Raw genomic sequence first — 17,197 nt, 5'->3', positions numbered from 1 at the left:
AAGAGGACTTTTTATGAATATACCGAATTGGATAACTGTTTTTAGAGTTATACTAATTCCAATATTTCTTCTATTTGCACTGATAGATTTTGGATTTGGCAACATTTCATTTATCGGTGGTAATGAAATTAGAATTGAATTATTAATTAGTGGTGTTATTTTTATTATCGCGTCGTTAAGTGATTTTGTTGATGGCTATTTAGCAAGAAAATGGGAGCTTGTAACAAATATGGGGAAATTCTTGGACCCATTAGCTGATAAATTACTCGTTTCAAGTGCTTTAATCGCACTTGTGCAAATTGATTTAACAAATTCAATCGTTGCGATTATTATCATTGCACGTGAGTTCGCTGTAACAGGATTACGTTTATTACAAATTGAGCAAGGTTTTGTAAGTGCTGCAGGGCAATTAGGTAAGATTAAAACTGCTGTTACGATGGTTGCTATTGTTTGGATTCTCCTAGGTGATCCTTTAGCAACTTGGATTGGTTTTGAATTAGGACAAGTGCTGTTATACATCGGTGTATTCTTCACAGTGTTATCTGGAATTGAATACTTCTATAAAGGTAGAGATGTATTTAAAGCAAAATAATTGAGGTTAGTTCCAATACATTTACTACTCCCATACTTATCAATAAAATTAAGTACTATGATATAGCAAAACAGTCCAAAGCGATAAAATTTGGGCTGTTTTTATGTTATTTGATAAAATAACATAAAAATTGATTTGTTAAGATTTACGAAGCTTTTAAAAAGACATAAAAATCTAATCTTTAGTTTTTTAAAGAATTAAGATTTATAATTAAGTTTATCGTAAAACATTTTTTCGCTCGCTTTTAAGTGAGCAAAAAGTATAGACTAAAGTAAATTATGTAACTTAGTGTTGAGGAGGAGAAGTTGTGAAGATATCTATCATTGCGGTGGGCTCAGAATTATTGTTGGGGCAAATAGCTAATACCAATGGTCAATATTTATCAAAATTGCTAAATGGTGTAGGTCACAGTGTGGTAGAGCATACTGTAATCGGCGATAATCCAGAACGATTAGAAAGAGTCATAAAAGCATCATTTAATCATTATGATACTGTTATACTAACAGGTGGTTTAGGCCCAACTAAAGATGACTTAACGAAACATACGGTTGCTAAGGTATTAGGTCGAGAATTAGTAATTGATAAACATGCTTTGAATTACATTGAACAATTCTTCGAAGAACAGAATATTGAAATGACTCCAAATAACCGCCAACAAGCGTTAGTTATAGAAGGTTCACATGTATTAGAAAATAAAGTCGGTATGGCGCCAGGTATGTTAGTAGATCAAGATGAAAGACGTATTGTATTGTTACCAGGGCCACCAAGAGAAATGCAACCTATGGCTAAAAACGAACTTTTGCCATTCTTTTTCAATGGTGAAAGTACTATATTCTCAGAATTATTGCGTTTTGCAGGCATCGGCGAATCTAAAGTAGAAACAGTATTAATGGATTTAATAGATGGACAAACAAATCCTACGATTGCGCCATTGGCTGGAACGCACGAAGTTAATATTAGATTAACGGCAAATGGAGATACGCAACGTGAATGCGAGCAACTCATCGCTCCTATTAAAGCAGAAATTTTATCACGTATTGGTGAATATTATTATGGTTCTGATGATATATTGCTGGAACAATCTTTGATGGATCAAATACGCCAATCATTTGCTATATATGATGCTGTTACAGATGGAGAATTATATTCCAGACTGCAGAATTTTAATACATCACAATTGCTTCAAGGAATGTTACCACATCATACACAATTTATAGATGAACGTGATACAATTGAAACTCAACTTTCTGTCTCTGCCAATATCGTTAAAGATTTGTATCAAACAGAAGTTGGTATTTCAATAATGAAGCATAAGGATACAATTTATTTAGGCATTTTAGAAAATGAGAGACTTGGAATTCAGTCCTTTAAAATGACGCAAAGAAGAAATTCAATAAAAAGCAGAACTCAAAATTTTGTACTAATACGATTACTAAATTGGTTTAAATAAGCATTTAAAGGCTACAAAAATTTAAAAATATAGTACGTGTGTTCTGTTTTTGTTGTAACTTCCGTCTATATAAGCGAACAAATATTCGCAAAACGCTTGCGGAATTATTTAAATCAAGGTATAGTAGGATTAAGATATTTTACAGAGATTAATCTCAATTAGGAGGTCCAACATTGGATAACGATCGTCAAAAAGCTTTAGATACAGTAATTAAAAATATGGAAAAATCATTTGGTAAAGGCGCAGTTATGAAATTAGGCGATAATAAAGCCCAAAGAGTGTCTAGCGTTTCAAGTGGTTCAGTTACTTTGGATAATGCGTTAGGTGTAGGTGGCTACCCTAAAGGAAGAATTATAGAAATATATGGACCAGAAAGTTCTGGTAAAACTACAGTAGCATTACATGCTATTGCAGAAGTACAAAAAAATGGTGGGATTGCGGCGTTTATCGATGCTGAACATGCGTTAGATCCTGTCTATGCAGAAGCTTTAGGTGTAGATATTCAAAATCTATATTTATCTCAACCTGACCATGGGGAACAAGGATTGGAAATTGCCGAAGCATTCGTTAGAAGTGGTGCTGTTGACATCGTAGTTGTTGACTCCGTTGCTGCGTTAACTCCAAAAGCTGAAATTGAAGGTGAAATGGGAGATACACATGTTGGTTTACAAGCACGTTTAATGTCACAAGCATTGCGTAAACTTTCAGGCGCTATTTCTAAATCAAAAACAACAGCAGTATTTATTAACCAAATTCGCGAAAAAGTAGGCGTGATGTTCGGTAATCCTGAAGTAACACCGGGTGGACGTGCATTGAAATTCTATAGTTCTGTACGTTTAGAAGTACGTCGTGCTGAACAATTAAAACAAGGCCAAGATATTGTTGGTAATAGAACGAAAATTAAAGTTGTTAAAAATAAAGTAGCACCGCCATTCAGAGTTGCAGAAGTGGATATGATGTATGGTAAAGGAATCTCTAAAGAAGGAGAACTTATTGACTTAGGTGTTGAAAATGAAATTGTAGATAAATCAGGTGCTTGGTATTCATACAATGGAGATCGTATGGGGCAAGGTAAAGAAAATGTTAAATTATATCTGAAAGAAAACCCTGAAATCAAAGAAGATATTAATCGTAGATTGCGTGAAGCTCTAGGCATTATCGATGGTGATGTTAAAGAAGACGAAAGTGAAAAACAAACTACGCTTCTTGAAGATGAATAGTGTTATCTAAAATTAATTAAATATTTACTATAAAATAAGCGTATATGTAAAAATATGCGCTTATTTTTTTACATCAATATAAGAATTTTAAAATATAATATAACAAATATTTTGCTATATGAGCTTTATAATATAAGTGACAACAATAATTATAGTGGAAATAGTGTAAAAGAGGAGACTCAAATATTGAATTAATGTGTCAGAAACCTTGACACTTCTTAGTTTAAAACCGTACAATTACATTGTATGATTCTTATATAACTTGATATAATCATATTGAAATTGATATACAGAGCAAAATCCTAGATAAAAAGGGGGTGTTTGTGTGAGTTTATTAGACCTCCTACTCATTTTGCTAGGTATTATTCTCGGAGTTGTTGTAGGGTACATTGTAGCCCGTAATCTATTGCATCAAAAGCAATTACAAGCAAGACAAACTGCAGAAGATATTATTGAACAAGGTAATAAAGAAGCAGAGAATACTAAGAAGGAAAAGCTCCTAGAAGCTAAAGAAGAAAACCAAATCTTAAAAGAACAAAGTGAAAATGAACTGCGTGAAAGACGCGGTGATCTTCAAAAGCAAGAAGCTCGACTTCTGCAAAAAGAAGAAAACTTAGAGCGAAAATCTGATTTATTAGATAAAAAAGATGAGATTTTAGAGCAAAAAGAGTCTAAACTTGAAGAACGACAACAACAAGTAGATGCAAAAGAGAGTAGTGTTCAAACATTAATAAATAAGCATGAACAAGAATTAGAACGCATCTCTGGTCTCTCTCAAGAAGAAGCAGCACAAGAGCAACTTCAAAGAGTTGAAGATGAATTGTCACAAGATATTGCAATACTTGTTAAGGAAAAAGAGAAAGAAGCAAAAGAAGCAGTCGATAAAAATGCAAAAGAATTGTTAGCAACTACTGTTCAAAGATTAGCAGCAGAACATACTTCTGAATCTACAGTATCAGTTGTTAATTTACCAAACGACGAAATGAAAGGTCGAATCATTGGTAGAGAAGGAAGAAATATCCGTACGTTAGAAACATTAACGGGTATTGACTTAATTATAGATGATACGCCAGAAGCGGTTATCCTCTCTGGTTTTGACCCAATCAGACGTGAAATTGCAAGAACTGCATTAGTAAATCTTGTTTCAGATGGACGCATCCATCCTGGACGAATAGAAGATATGGTAGACAAAGCTCGTAAAGAAGTAGACGATATTATTCGAGATGCAGGGGAACAAGCTACATTTGAAATAAATGTGCATAATATGCATCCAGATTTAGTTAAAATCTTAGGTCGTTTACAATATCGTACAAGCTATGGACAAAATGTATTGAAACATTCTATCGAAGTTGCACACTTAAGTGGTATGTTAGCGGCTGAATTAGGTGAAGATGTTACATTAGCTAAACGTGCTGGTCTACTTCATGATGTTGGTAAAGCAATCGATCATGAAGTTGAAGGTAGCCATGTTGAAATAGGTGTAGAATTAGCAAAAAAATATGCTGAAAATGATACAGTAATTAACGCAATTCATTCCCACCATGGTGATGTTGAACCAACTTCAATTATTTCTATATTGGTAGCAGCAGCAGATGCATTATCAGCTGCGAGACCAGGTGCTCGTAAAGAGACTTTAGAAAATTATATTAGAAGATTGGAAAGATTAGAAACACTATCTGAAAATTATGATGGTGTCGAAAAGGCGTTTGCAATTCAAGCAGGTAGAGAAATTCGAGTTATTGTATCACCAGATACTATCGACGACTTAAAATCACATCGCTTAGCAAGAGATATAAAAAGCCAAATTGAAGACGAACTTCAATATCCTGGTCATATAAAAGTGACAGTTGTTCGTGAGACTAGAGCAATTGAATATGCAAAATAAATGTTAGTCATTGAATGTCTAACTAGAGACTGCCAACAAAGTCATAGGACTTGTTGGCAGTTTTTTGATGATTCGTATCATTTACCGTTTTATGATGTTATTTAAATAGTAAAAGAACTTCAAAGTCTCAAATAACAAAAAAGAGCCTTTAACTATAAAGTTAAAAGACTCCTTATCGATATATTGAAGTAAACTTCATTATACTAAGCAATTTATATGTTTATTTGTTTAATTCCAAATCTGCAACTTTAACTTCTTTGATAATTTCAGCTGTGTCATAGCAATTTGTAGCGATATTTGCATATCTTTCTGCTAAACGGTAAGCATTGATATATAGCTCTAGACTATCTTTTGCTATATCTTCTGCATCTTCACTTTTTGATGGGTTTGCTGTAACAACTAGATCAGCAAAATGTTGTGGATCGATATTAATTGACATGTATTACTTCCAACTCCTATATTGTGGATTAAAATAATTACTATAATGAATTATACCCCCATTACAAAATATAAAACTTAAAAATTAAAGGAATATTTACTAAAGAGCCTTTTCAATGTAAATCATTTACATTAAACTAGCATTAAGAGAGGATGAACAAGTAAATGAGAATATTATTTATTGGAGATATCGTAGGTAAAGTAGGTAGAGAAGCAATTAACACGTACTTGCCTAAGCTTAAACAAACGCATCGTCCTACAGTTACAATCGTAAATGCGGAAAATGCCGCACATGGTAAAGGATTAACTGAAAAGATATATAAAGAATTATTAAGAGAAGGCGTAGATTTCATGACTATGGGGAACCATACTTACGGACAACGTCAAATTTATGATTTTATAGAAAGTGCTAAGCGTATGGTTCGACCAGCAAATTTTCCAGATGAAGCGCCAGGTGTAGGTATGCGCATTATTCAAATCAACGATCTTAAATTGGCGATTATCAACCTACAAGGTCGTGCATTTATGCAAGACATAGATGATCCATTCAAAAAAGCAGATGAATTAATTGCTGAAGCACAAAAAGAGACAGATTATATATTTGTAGATTTTCATGCGGAAACAACTTCTGAAAAAAATGCAATGGGTTGGTATTTAGATAATAGAGTGAGTGCTGTAGTAGGTACACATACACATATTCAAACTTCTGATGAAAGAATATTGCCAGGTGGTACAGGTTATATTACAGATGTAGGTATGACTGGATTTTACGATGGTATACTTGGAATCAATAGAGGAGAAGTAATCACACGCTTTATTACTAGCTTACCACAAAGACATGTAGTGCCGGATGAAGGACGTAGTGTCTTGTCTGGTGTTATAATAGATATTAATAAAGATGGTAAAGCAACGCATATTGAACGCGTACTTATCAACGATGATCATCCATTTTAATTATCGTCCGTTAGTATGAATTTTAAAATAAACCACTCTTTACATAGTAATAGGGTGGTTTATTTTGATATGATTGATTATGAATTATTATAACCATTAGGAGGCAAGATGGTATGAAATCACAAGTATCATGGAAAGTTGGCGGCCAGCAAGGTGAAGGTATTGAATCAACGGGGGAAATCTTTGCTACTGCGATGAACCGTAAAGGATACTATTTATATGGATATCGTCATTTTTCAAGTAGAATAATGGGCGGACATACGAATAATAAAATAAGAGTCTCAACATCACCTGTACATGCGATAAGTGATGATTTAGATATATTAATCGCTTTTGATCAAGAAACAATAGAAGTTAACCATCATGAAATGAGAACAGATAGTATTATTATTGCAGACAGCAAGGCAAAACCAGAAAAACCTGAAGGTTGTCGTGCGCAACTCATAGTTTTACCATTTACGGCAACAGCAAAAGAATTAGGCACTGCCTTAATGAAAAATATGGTTGCTATTGGTGCTACATGTGCAGTAATGAAATTAGATATTTCAGCTTTTGAAACGCTTATTACTAATATGTTTACTAGAAAAGGCGAGAAAGTTGTCGAAATGAATATAGAGGCATTAAATGAAGGTTATCGTTTAATGATGGAGCAACTTAATGATGTTGAAGGTGACTTTGTTTTAGAAGAAACAGATGGAACACCACATCTATATATGATTGGTAATGATGCAATCGGCTTAGGCGCTTTATCAGCTGGATCAAGATTTATGGCAGCATATCCTATTACGCCTGCTTCAGAAATTATGGAGTATATGATTGATAATCTACCAAAAGTAGGCGGCACAGTTGTACAAACTGAAGATGAAATTGCTGCGGCAAACATGGCTATTGGATCAAATTATGCTGGCGTACGTGCTTTTACAGCTAGTGCTGGACCTGGACTTTCATTAATGATGGAAGCGATTGGTCTATCCGGTATGACAGAAACACCATTTGTAGTGATTAATACTCAACGTGGCGGGCCTTCTACAGGATTGCCTACCAAGCAAGAACAATCTGATTTAATGCAGATGATTTACGGTACACATGGGGATATTCCTAAAATCGTAGTTGCACCTACAGATGCAGCAGATGCATTTTATCTAACAATTGAAGCATTTAATTTAGCAGAAATGTATCAGTGTCCAGTGATTATTTTAAGTGATTTACAATTGTCATTAGGCAAACAAACTGTTGAAAAATTAGATTATAACAAAATAGAAATTAACCGTGGCGAAACAATCCAATCTGATATAGAACGAGAAGAAGATGACAAAGCGTATTTCAAACGTTATGCATTGACTGAGAATGGCGTATCACCTAGACCTATTCCAGGTGTTAAAGGCGGTATACACCATGTAACAGGTGTAGAGCATAACGAAGAAGGTAAGACGAGTGAAGCGGCAGATAATAGACAACAACAAATGGATAAACGTATGCGTAAAACTGAGCATTTACTGATTAAAGACCCAGTAGAGGCAGATGAACAACATGATGAAGCAGACATCTTATATTTAGGTTTCATTTCTACTAAAGGCGCAATTCAAGAAGGTAAAGATAGACTAGAAGCACAAGGCTTAAAAGTAAATCATTTACAAATTAGACAATTGCATCCTTTTCCTAAAGAAACACTTCAAAAAGCCATTGATAAAGCATCAAAAGTTGTAGTAGTAGAACACAATTACCAAGGACAACTTGCAAGCATCTTGAAAATGAATGTTACATTAGGTGATAAATTAGTGAACCAAACAAAATACGATGGTACGCCATTCTTGCCACATGAAATTGAAACAAAAGGACTTGAGATTGCCAAAGATTTAAAGGAGCTGGTATAAATGGCAACGTTTAAAGATTTTAGAAATAATGTTAAGCCCAATTGGTGCCCAGGTTGTGGAGATTTTTCAGTCCAAGCAGCGATTCAAAAAGCAGCAGCCAATATTGGTTTGGAACCTGAAGAAGTAGCAATCATTACTGGTATCGGCTGTTCAGGTCGTTTATCTGGCTATGTGAATTCTTATGGTGTACATGGTATACATGGTCGTTCATTGCCATTAGCACAAGGCGTGAAAATGGCGAACAAAGACTTGACTGTTATTGCTTCCGGAGGAGATGGTGACGGTTATGCAATAGGTATGGGCCATACCGTTCATGCATTGCGTAGAAATATGAACATGACATATATTGTAATGGATAACCAAATTTATGGACTGACTAAAGGTCAAACATCACCTTCATCAGCGCCAGGTTTTGTTACAAAATCAACACCAAAAGGAAATATCGAGCAAAATGTTAAACCATTAGAGCTCGCGTTATCTTCTGGGGCAACATTTGTAGCACAAGGTTTCTCAAGTGATATAAAAGGACTTACAAAAATGCTTGAAGATGCTATTAACCACGACGGTTTTTCATTTGTGAACGTCTTTTCACCATGTGTCACATATAATAAAGTGAATACTTATGATTGGTTTAAAGAAAACCTTACAAGCATTGAAGATATAGAAGGTTTTGATGTTACAGATAAAAGTAAAGCAACACAAAAAGTTTTAGAGTATGATTCGCTAATTAAAGGCATTGTTTATCAAGATACTGAAACACCTTCATATGAATCTCAAATTGAAGAAATGGAAGATACGCCATTAGCTAAAAGAGATATTCATATTGATGAAACGCAATTCAATGAATTAACAAAACAATTTGTTTAAATTGGAAGTATAGATAATACTAATATAGTAAAAATAATTAAATGATAGCATATAAGCTGATTACGTACGGAGATGGATTGAGACACATCCAACACCGTATAGTATCAGCTTTTTTAGTAAATGAAGGAATAACATATTCTGATTTATAGTATTATAGAAACTAAATAGGGCTTTATACTTTGGAGGGAATACGATGATAGACCAATTTAATTCAATGACTGAACTTATGTTACATACAAGGGAAGGTGAAGATTGGGAAATTCATACGCGGCAAACAGCTCAGCCAATGATTATTACGGCAGTCCATGGTGGGGCGATTGAACGTGGAACAACTGAACTTGCTCAATCTATAAGCGAACGCGGTAACTATGATTTTTATACTTTTAAAGGGGTACGCCACAATAAAAATCACGAACTACATGTGACATCAAGACATTTCGATGAGCCCAAACTTTTACAAATGATCAATGACAATAGACATGCGATTTCTGTTCACGGTTGTATGGGTGATAAACCAGAAGTATATATTGGTGGAAGAGATCAAGCACTGATAAATTATATTAAGCAATATTTATCTGAAATTAATATCATCGTTAAAGATGCGCCAGCTCATATTTCTGGACTTCACGATGATAATTTTGTTAATTGTTGTCAACACAAAGCTGGCGTTCAGCTAGAATTAACTGCGCGTCTAAGAAAAAATTTCTTTATTAACAAAAGATATAATCTTTATGATAGGGAAAATCGAGATAATTGGTCTCCATTAATGACTAATTTTACGCAAGCAATTATTGACGCTGTAAACCATTATCAACATGAGCCCAATTAACCATTTATGATGTCATTCTAACCAACATTATAATTAATATTTGCAAAACAAAACATAATAAGATATTATAGATATATGATATCTTTAATAGGAAGTTGATAAACAAATGAAATGTTCTAAGGCAACAGATTATGCATTACACGCTTTATTATTTATGATAAAAAGTAACGGTGATTCAAAAAGAATACCAGTACAAGACTTAGCAGCTGCATTGAAAGTTTCTACTACTTATTTATCTAAAATTTTAACACGACTTGTAAAAGCTGGGATAATTTCAGCAAATAGTGGTGCCAAAGGCGGCTATCAATTAAAAAATGGATGGCAAGAGGTTTCAATATATGAAATTATTGTAACGATTGATGGCAAACAAAGCTTACTAGAAGATAGTTTTAACCATGGTGAAGGTTGTTCTATTAAACAAATCATGGATGAAGCGGAACGTAGTTTAATAAATAATTTAGAACAAAAAAAATTAAAGGACTTAGCTTAATACTAAGTCCTTATATTATCCAATCAATTATAGATATTAAGAGTCTTTAAAAGGTGTAAAGGAGTGGAGCAAATGGATTACGAAATCATAGTTATTGGTGGCGGTCCTGCTGGCTTAAGCGCAGCATTGAATTTTGGAAGAGGCATGATGCATACATTGGTTATTGATGAGGATAAACCACGAAATCGAGTGACATCAGAATCACATGGTTATTTAACGCAAGATGGTATTTCACCAGCTGAATTCAAACAAAAAGCAAAACAAGATATTGCTAAATACAAAGATGTATCATTTTTAGCAGAACGTGTTTTAGATATTAAGGAAAACGATGACGGATTTGAAGTTTTTACCCCAGGACAATCATTTACAGCAAGACAAGTGTTACTCGCAACAGGTTTAAGAGAACGAGGACCAGACATACCTAGTTTCAATGAATTTTATGGACAATCAATATTTTATTGTCCGTGGTGTGATGGCTATGAAATGCGTCACCGTAAATTGGCTATCATTTATACAGTTGAGATGATGCCACATATGGTTAAATTATTAAGTAACTTTTCAAAAAATCTTATCGTTTTTACAAACGGTGAAAGTGTTACAACCGAAGATAAAGCATGGCTTAAAGCTAAAAACATTGATATATATACCGATTTCATTGCTGATTTAAATGGTGAAAATGGTCAGTTGACTCATATTACATTAGCAAATGATGAAAAAGTTGAAGTTGAAGGGGGATTTAGCCAAATGCAATGGGATACTCATTTTGATTTCTTGAAAAATTTGAGTTTAGAGCGTGATGAAAATGAAAAATTTGAAGTCAATGCATTTGGTGAAACTTCAATTAAGCATTTTTATATTGCAGGAGAAACGAAAGATAATTTCGCTGGCCAAATTATAGATGCAGCGGCCAATGGCGGTATGGTTGCTAAAATGATAATGATGACACAAATCAATGAAGATTTTTAAAATATATCTTATGGTATAAATGATTAACGCTTTATATCTATGCCTTGAACATCTTATTTGATAAACTAAAAGATAAATAAAACATATAAGGGGCTGAAGTGATATGCATGATACGTTAATGAGTGTCCAAATTATTCCGAAAACTGCTAATGGTGAAGATGTTATACCTTATGTTGATGAAGCGATAAAAATAATTGATGATTCTGGTTTGGCTTATAGAGTTGGAGCTTTAGAAACAACAGTACAAGGTGAGATGAATGAATGTTTGATCTTGATTCAAAAGTTAAATGAGCGTATGGTTGAATTGGAGATACCGAGTACGATTAGTCAGGTTAAGTTTTATCATGTTCCTGAAGGCATTACAATCGAGACACTTACTGGAAAATATGACGAAATTTAAAAAATATATAATAAAGAAAAACGATTCAACATATCAAGATGTTGAATCGTTTTTGCTTATTGGGAAAGACTTTTGCACTTTGGGGCTAAATTTAATATAATGAAGTAATGATTATGGATAAAGTTATAGAACTTTGAACGACTAGGTTGAAATACCAAAAAATAAAACATATTTTAAAACATGTGTTCATAGTTTATATGATATAGAAAGGATTTTGTAGAGTGAATGAAGAGCAAAGAAAAAGTACTTCTATAGATATTTTAGCCGAACGAGATAAGAAGACTAAAGATTATAGCAAGTATTTTGAGCATGTCTATCAACCACCAAGTTTAAAGGAAGCACGTAAACGTGGTAAAGAAGAAGTGAACTATAACCGTGATTTCCACATAGATGAAAAATTCCGCAATATGGGTCAAGGGAAGACCTTCTTAATTAAAACATATGGTTGTCAAATGAACGCGCATGATACAGAAGTCATGGCTGGTATTTTAGGCGCTTTAGGTTATACTGCTACAGAAGATATTAATCATGCTGATGTGATTTTAATTAACACATGTGCAATACGTGAAAATGCAGAGAGTAAAGTGTTTAGTGAAATTGGTAATTTAAAACACTTAAAACGAGAAAAGCCAGAAACAATTATCGGTGTATGTGGTTGTATGTCACAAGAAGAATCAGTTGTTAACAAAATTCTTAAATCATACCAGAACGTTGATATTATTTTCGGAACACATAATATTCATCGTTTACCAGAAATTTTAGAAGAAGCTTATTTATCAAAAGCGATGGTAGTAGAAGTATGGTCAAAAGAAGGTGACGTTATTGAAAACCTTCCTAAAGTAAGAAAAGGTAATATTAAAGCTTGGGTAAATATTATGTATGGCTGTGATAAATTCTGTACATATTGTATTGTGCCTTTTACAAGAGGTAAAGAGCGTAGTAGACGTCCAGAAGATATCATTGCTGAAGTGAGAGATTTAGCGCGCCAAGGTTATCAAGAAATTACGTTGCTGGGTCAAAACGTTAATGCTTATGGTAAAGATATAGAGGGCTTAGAATATGGTTTGGGTGATTTATTAGAAGATATTACACAAATTGATATACCAAGAGTGAGATTTACTACAAGTCATCCTTGGGACTTTACGGATCGTATGATTGAAGTTATTGCGAACGGGGGCAATATTGTACCTCACGTACATTTACCAGTTCAATCAGGTAACAACGCAGTATTAAAAATTATGGGACGTAAATATACACGTGAAAGCTATTTAGATTTAGTAAATAGAATTAAAATGAAGATACCTAACGTGGCATTGACTACAGATATTATCGTAGGTTATCCAAATGAAACTGAAGCACAATTTGAAGAAACTTTAACATTGTATGACGAAGTTGAATTTGAACATGCGTATACTTATATTTATTCACAAAGAGATGGTACACCAGCAGCGAAGATGAAAGATAATGTGCCTTTAGAGGTGAAGAAAGATAGATTACAACAATTAAATAAAAAAGTGGCTTATTATTCAGAACAAGCTATGAAGCAATATGAAGGCAAAGTAATCCAAGTATTGTGTGAAGGTGCCAGTAAGAAGGATAATGCTGTGTTAGCGGGTTATACTTCTAAAAATAAACTTGTTAACTTCAAAGCGCCTAAAGAAATGATAGGCAGAATTGTTGATGTACAAGTTGACGAAGCGAAGCAATTTTCATTAAACGGTACATTTTTACGTGCGAGTGAAAAAGCAGTGGTGACTCAATAATGTATGAAAAAGATGACATATTAGCTGAAGCAAATCGCATTAGTGAACGAATCAAATCATTGGATACAGTTAAAGATTATCACACTGTGGAACAACAAATTCATTACAATAAAAATATTGAACAACGCATGAAAGATTTAAAAAAAACACAAAAGCAATCCGTAAATTTACAAAATTACGGCAAAACAGAAGCTTTAAAACAATCTGAAGGTAAAATACAAGGTATTGAGCAAGATATTAATGTGCTACCTATAGTGGAAGAATTCAGAGAATCGCAAACTGAAGCCAACGATTTATTACAAATGATGATAAGTACAATGTCTGATCGTTTGAATCAACATGAGCAAAATGAGGACTAGCATGTAATGTACTTTCAGGAAAGGAATGAACCGAATGAAGTCAATTAAGACGAAAAGGTTAACATTAACCGCAATATTCATCGCTATCAATGTAGTGTTGAGTAGTATTATTGTCATTCCGTTAGGCCCGATTAAAGCAGCACCTATTCAACATTTAATTAATGTACTATGTGCCGTGTTTGTTGGCCCTTGGTTTGGACTAGCTCAAGCATTTATTTCTTCTGTATTACGTATGATTTTTGGTACTGGTAGCTTCTTCGCCTTTCCTGGAAGTATGGTAGGTGTACTACTCGCAAGTGGTTTTTACCATTACCGTAAGCATATCTTTATGGCTGCGGTAGGGGAAGTGATAGGGACAGGTATTATTGGTAGTATAATTTGTATTCCATTAGCCTGGATACTTGGCTTTTCTAACTTTGCTATTAAACCATTAATGTTAGCATTTATCGTTTCAAGCATTATTGGTGCTATCATCAGTTATATATTATTAATGATATTGAAAAGAAAAGGTATATTAAAACGCTTCTTATAAGCTATATAAGATTTACGATACGAGATTAAGACTCAAATAATTAATCATGAAGTTTTTGGATGGATAACGAAACAAGTTATGACATGCTAATATTCTTGATTACTTATAGAGACTTGGTCTCGTTTTTATGAATAAAGACTTATGACTACTTTACTTTTACAATCTTGATAACATTAAAAGTATTTTATGTTTTATAATTTTTTAAACGGTATTGTTTTGGAGTTAGTCCAATAGAACGTTTGAAAACTTTAATAAAGTAGCTTTGATCTGAAAAGCTGAGCTGATGAGCTATTTCAGAAATGGATAAACTTGAGTTATCTAGCCATAATTTAGCTTCTTCTAGTTTTTTCTCTGTAATATAGGCACTTATCGTAATACCAACTTCTTTCTTGAATAAATGAGATAAATATTTTGAACTTAAATTTACATGCTTTGCTAATATATCTAAAGTTAAAAGTTGATATAAATGGTTATAAATATATTGTTGCACTAAATTAATGGGCTGTGAATATTTATCACTGTTTAATTTTTTTACTTGATTAGCAAATTCTATAAATATATATTCTACTGATTTTAATAAGTCAATTTCCTTTTCTACCTCTATCTTTTGGATGAGTATATCACTCATTGAGTAAGCTACTTCATAGTGTAATCCACCTTCGATTGCTGATCTACTCGCTATGGCTACTGCAGAAATAGCTAAATTTTTATCATTACGAGTAAGATTATCAGGCATAACTACCCCAACTTTTTCTAAATCAATTGTATTTTTAAAAATCTTTTTTATACTATCAATATCTCCTTGTTTTATATATTCATTAAATTTATTTTCTAATAAAATATCATGATGTAATTGTTCATTAAGACGTTTAATTGAAAGCTCGAAATCAATATCATTTTCTAAAATTAACGTATTAAGTGATTGTTCTTTAATAGCTAATGGAGATAGTTGTTTGTTAAATAACAGAAAATAAACCAGTTGCCCCATATTAATGAGGTCATTTTTTTTATAGATAGGGATAGAGTTAAAATAAATTCTTAAATTCTTTTTTAAATAAAGTGGCACTTTATAACGCTTTATATAATCATAAAAAAGACTGTTAGTCACTTCTTCTAACACACAAGGCCCTATAGTTAAGTCAAAGTATGTTGTTCGTAAACATAAAAAACATTCTATATCATTAAGTGATCTGATGAAGGGTATTTCAAAAATAGATTCATTTTCAGTAAATAGTTCTTGATAAAGTCCATCTGTGGGAAGAAAAGGGTTTTCCCGATTTACAAACTTAAATTCTTTAATAGTGATATTTGCCTTGCTTATTGAAATATTCATACCAGTATTTTCTTGTAGCATTTTACAAATATAATCAAGTTCATCTTTTTTTTCATAGTTCATAAAGCTTCCTCCCTTATTGATAGAAAATATACTATTTTTATGGAAAAAGTGCAATTAAATCTTTTGGGAAAAGAATAGAATAAGAGATATAAGAAAAGATTTATTTATTACGCTGTTTGTAAATAAAAGGAGTGACGCTACTGTGGATATAGTAAGAAAAAAATTAAGTGAAGATAAAAAAGAAAATGCTATAAATAGTATGAAGTTATTAACTAAACTTCCTGGGCCTGTATTAGAATATTTGATTAGATTCAATCTTAAAACTTTTAGAAAAGCTATGGAAAATCAAGATCAAAAACTATTAAATTACAGTCAACCAATTTATAAAGAAACGTACAAAATTTACGGTTGGAAAAATTTAATTTCATTAAATATATATCGAAATGATAGCAACGCGGATGGCAAGAAACCGCTACTTTATTTTATTCATGGTGGTGCATTTATTGGTGGTTCTTCCTATGTAAATGATAATTTCATGAGAGCACTTGCTGACAGAACAGGTTACGTTATTGCGAGTGTAGATTATACCTTATCACCTGAAGCTAAATATCCAGAAGGGTTAAACGATTGCTATAAGGGCTTAAACTATTTATTGAAATACGCGAGTGATTTTGATATTGATACAACTCAAATTAGCATAGCCGGGGATAGTGCAGGTGGTAATTTAGCAGCGGCATTAATATTAAAATTAGCAAAAGAACAGATTAAAATCCACAACCAAATTTTATATTATCCTTTGACAGATTTAGTTTCTTTAGACAAACCCAGTTATAAACAACAAGGTGCAGCTTTTCAAGGCATGAAAAAATTAATTTTCGTATGTCAGCGTTTATATTTAAAGAACAAAAAGGACAAACACTTACCTTATGTATCACCATTAAGAGCAAATATACCAACTGAAATGCCTAATACTTTAATTATGGTAGCTGAAAATGATGGGCTAAAAAGTGATGGTATAGAATACGCTGAGTTATTAGAAAAATCTGGGCATAAAGTATCATGCCTATTATATGAAAATGCTTATCACGCATTCATAAATGATCTTGGATATTCACCTGAAGCTGATGATGCACTTGAAGAAACTATTCATTTTATTACAAACTAAACAAGAAAATTTTGACAAGTAAAAAATTCATTTGGAGCGACACAAATTTCGTAATACTTATTTTAAGGGAGAAATGT

The 17,197-nt window shown here is 32.9% G+C and carries 17 protein-coding genes; 15 read left to right on the top strand and 2 right to left on the bottom strand.

The window, feature by feature from the left end; all coding sequences use genetic code 11:
• Positions 1 to 13 precede the first annotated feature (13 nt).
• The 4 genes from pgsA to rny all read left to right on the top strand — a co-directional run bounded on the left by pgsA (position 14) and on the right by rny (position 5,147).
• Positions 14 to 592 carry a CDP-diacylglycerol--glycerol-3-phosphate 3-phosphatidyltransferase gene (gene pgsA, locus MHB47_RS07970; RefSeq protein ID WP_002507829.1) on the top strand — a complete coding sequence of 193 codons (579 nt, stop codon included), beginning with the start codon at positions 14 to 16 and terminating at the stop codon, positions 590 to 592.
• A gap of 307 nt (positions 593 to 899) precedes the next feature.
• Positions 900 to 2,042, top strand: coding sequence for a CinA family nicotinamide mononucleotide deamidase-related protein (locus MHB47_RS07965; RefSeq protein ID WP_340756055.1), 1,143 nt, complete (start codon positions 900 to 902; stop codon positions 2,040 to 2,042).
• Between the two features lie 173 nt (positions 2,043 to 2,215).
• On the top strand, positions 2,216 to 3,262 hold the full coding sequence (recA, locus tag MHB47_RS07960; RefSeq protein ID WP_021338755.1) for a recombinase RecA: 1,047 nt from the start codon (positions 2,216 to 2,218) through the stop codon (positions 3,260 to 3,262).
• A 325-nt stretch (positions 3,263 to 3,587) separates the two neighbouring features.
• Positions 3,588 to 5,147, top strand: coding sequence for a ribonuclease Y (gene rny / locus MHB47_RS07955; protein WP_340756053.1), 1,560 nt, complete (start codon positions 3,588 to 3,590; stop codon positions 5,145 to 5,147).
• 220 nt (positions 5,148 to 5,367) lie between these two features.
• Here rny and MHB47_RS07950 read toward each other — a convergent pair whose 3' ends face one another.
• Positions 5,368 to 5,586 (bottom strand): hypothetical protein, encoded by a 219-nt coding sequence (locus tag MHB47_RS07950; protein WP_002507825.1) that lies wholly within the window; start codon positions 5,584 to 5,586, stop codon positions 5,368 to 5,370.
• A 164-nt stretch (positions 5,587 to 5,750) separates the two neighbouring features.
• On the opposite strand from MHB47_RS07950, the gene MHB47_RS07945 reads away from it, so the two are divergent.
• The 10 genes from MHB47_RS07945 to thiW all read left to right on the top strand — a co-directional run bounded on the left by MHB47_RS07945 (position 5,751) and on the right by thiW (position 14,619).
• Complete coding sequence (locus MHB47_RS07945; protein ID WP_002507824.1) at positions 5,751 to 6,539, top strand: TIGR00282 family metallophosphoesterase; 789 nt, start codon at positions 5,751 to 5,753, stop codon at positions 6,537 to 6,539.
• A 113-nt stretch (positions 6,540 to 6,652) separates the two neighbouring features.
• Positions 6,653 to 8,413, top strand: a complete 1,761-nt coding sequence (locus MHB47_RS07940) for a 2-oxoacid:acceptor oxidoreductase subunit alpha (protein WP_340756051.1) — start codon at positions 6,653 to 6,655, stop codon at positions 8,411 to 8,413.
• The gene (locus tag MHB47_RS07935) at positions 8,414 to 9,280 is read left to right on the top strand and encodes a 2-oxoacid:ferredoxin oxidoreductase subunit beta (protein WP_021338758.1); all 867 of its coding nucleotides are present in this window, start codon (positions 8,414 to 8,416) and stop codon (positions 9,278 to 9,280) included.
• Between the two features lie 193 nt (positions 9,281 to 9,473).
• Positions 9,474 to 10,109 carry a poly-gamma-glutamate hydrolase family protein gene (locus MHB47_RS07930; protein ID WP_340756048.1) on the top strand — a complete coding sequence of 212 codons (636 nt, stop codon included), beginning with the start codon at positions 9,474 to 9,476 and terminating at the stop codon, positions 10,107 to 10,109.
• Between the two features lie 106 nt (positions 10,110 to 10,215).
• Positions 10,216 to 10,599, top strand: coding sequence for an RrF2 family transcriptional regulator (locus tag MHB47_RS07925; protein WP_046465286.1), 384 nt, complete (start codon positions 10,216 to 10,218; stop codon positions 10,597 to 10,599).
• 72 nt (positions 10,600 to 10,671) lie between these two features.
• Complete coding sequence (locus MHB47_RS07920) at positions 10,672 to 11,565, top strand: NAD(P)/FAD-dependent oxidoreductase (RefSeq protein ID WP_340756046.1); 894 nt, start codon at positions 10,672 to 10,674, stop codon at positions 11,563 to 11,565.
• A gap of 103 nt (positions 11,566 to 11,668) precedes the next feature.
• Positions 11,669 to 11,965 (top strand): thiamine-binding protein, encoded by a 297-nt coding sequence (locus tag MHB47_RS07915; protein WP_340756044.1) that lies wholly within the window; start codon positions 11,669 to 11,671, stop codon positions 11,963 to 11,965.
• 221 nt (positions 11,966 to 12,186) lie between these two features.
• Positions 12,187 to 13,728 carry a tRNA (N6-isopentenyl adenosine(37)-C2)-methylthiotransferase MiaB gene (miaB, locus tag MHB47_RS07910; RefSeq protein ID WP_340756042.1) on the top strand — a complete coding sequence of 514 codons (1,542 nt, stop codon included), beginning with the start codon at positions 12,187 to 12,189 and terminating at the stop codon, positions 13,726 to 13,728.
• Positions 13,728 to 14,087 carry a RicAFT regulatory complex protein RicA family protein gene (locus MHB47_RS07905; protein WP_002507816.1) on the top strand — a complete coding sequence of 120 codons (360 nt, stop codon included), beginning with the start codon at positions 13,728 to 13,730 and terminating at the stop codon, positions 14,085 to 14,087. Before miaB ends, MHB47_RS07905 begins: the two co-directional genes overlap by 1 nt.
• 34 nt (positions 14,088 to 14,121) lie before the next feature.
• Complete coding sequence (gene thiW, locus MHB47_RS07900) at positions 14,122 to 14,619, top strand: energy coupling factor transporter S component ThiW (RefSeq protein WP_445684152.1); 498 nt, start codon at positions 14,122 to 14,124, stop codon at positions 14,617 to 14,619.
• Positions 14,620 to 14,803: 184 nt separating this feature from the next.
• On the opposite strand, the gene MHB47_RS07895 is transcribed toward thiW, so the two are convergent.
• Entirely contained in the window at positions 14,804 to 16,015 is a 1,212-nt protein-coding gene (locus MHB47_RS07895) for a helix-turn-helix domain-containing protein (protein ID WP_340756040.1), read from the bottom strand.
• A gap of 142 nt (positions 16,016 to 16,157) precedes the next feature.
• Here MHB47_RS07895 and MHB47_RS07890 point away from each other — a divergent pair, with 142 nt between their 5' ends.
• Complete coding sequence (locus MHB47_RS07890) at positions 16,158 to 17,120, top strand: alpha/beta hydrolase (RefSeq protein ID WP_340756037.1); 963 nt, start codon at positions 16,158 to 16,160, stop codon at positions 17,118 to 17,120.
• Positions 17,121 to 17,197 lie beyond the last annotated feature (77 nt).

It is taken from the genome of Staphylococcus sp. FSL K6-3157, assembly GCF_038005145.1.
Classification (GTDB): Bacteria; Bacillota; Bacilli; order Staphylococcales; family Staphylococcaceae; genus Staphylococcus; species Staphylococcus equorum.
Note: the sequence above shows the minus strand (reverse complement) of the source record. Positions and strands in the feature narration are given on the sequence as shown.

Coding starts and splice junctions, on each gene's coding strand:
- MHB47_RS07920 (WP_340756046.1), top strand. CDS start 10,672: ATGGATTACGAAATCATAGTTATTGGTGGCGGTCCTGCTGGCTTAAGC.
- MHB47_RS07945 (WP_002507824.1), top strand. CDS start 5,751: ATGAGAATATTATTTATTGGAGATATCGTAGGTAAAGTAGGTAGAGAA.
- pgsA (WP_002507829.1), top strand. CDS start 14: ATGAATATACCGAATTGGATAACTGTTTTTAGAGTTATACTAATTCCA.
- MHB47_RS07950 (WP_002507825.1), bottom strand. CDS start 5,586: ATGTCAATTAATATCGATCCACAACATTTTGCTGATCTAGTTGTTACA.
- MHB47_RS07895 (WP_340756040.1), bottom strand. CDS start 16,015: ATGAACTATGAAAAAAAAGATGAACTTGATTATATTTGTAAAATGCTA.
- MHB47_RS07930 (WP_340756048.1), top strand. CDS start 9,474: ATGATAGACCAATTTAATTCAATGACTGAACTTATGTTACATACAAGG.
- MHB47_RS07940 (WP_340756051.1), top strand. CDS start 6,653: ATGAAATCACAAGTATCATGGAAAGTTGGCGGCCAGCAAGGTGAAGGT.
- MHB47_RS07905 (WP_002507816.1), top strand. CDS start 13,728: ATGTATGAAAAAGATGACATATTAGCTGAAGCAAATCGCATTAGTGAA.
- MHB47_RS07935 (WP_021338758.1), top strand. CDS start 8,414: ATGGCAACGTTTAAAGATTTTAGAAATAATGTTAAGCCCAATTGGTGC.
- MHB47_RS07915 (WP_340756044.1), top strand. CDS start 11,669: ATGCATGATACGTTAATGAGTGTCCAAATTATTCCGAAAACTGCTAAT.
- thiW (WP_445684152.1), top strand. CDS start 14,122: ATGAAGTCAATTAAGACGAAAAGGTTAACATTAACCGCAATATTCATC.
- MHB47_RS07925 (WP_046465286.1), top strand. CDS start 10,216: ATGAAATGTTCTAAGGCAACAGATTATGCATTACACGCTTTATTATTT.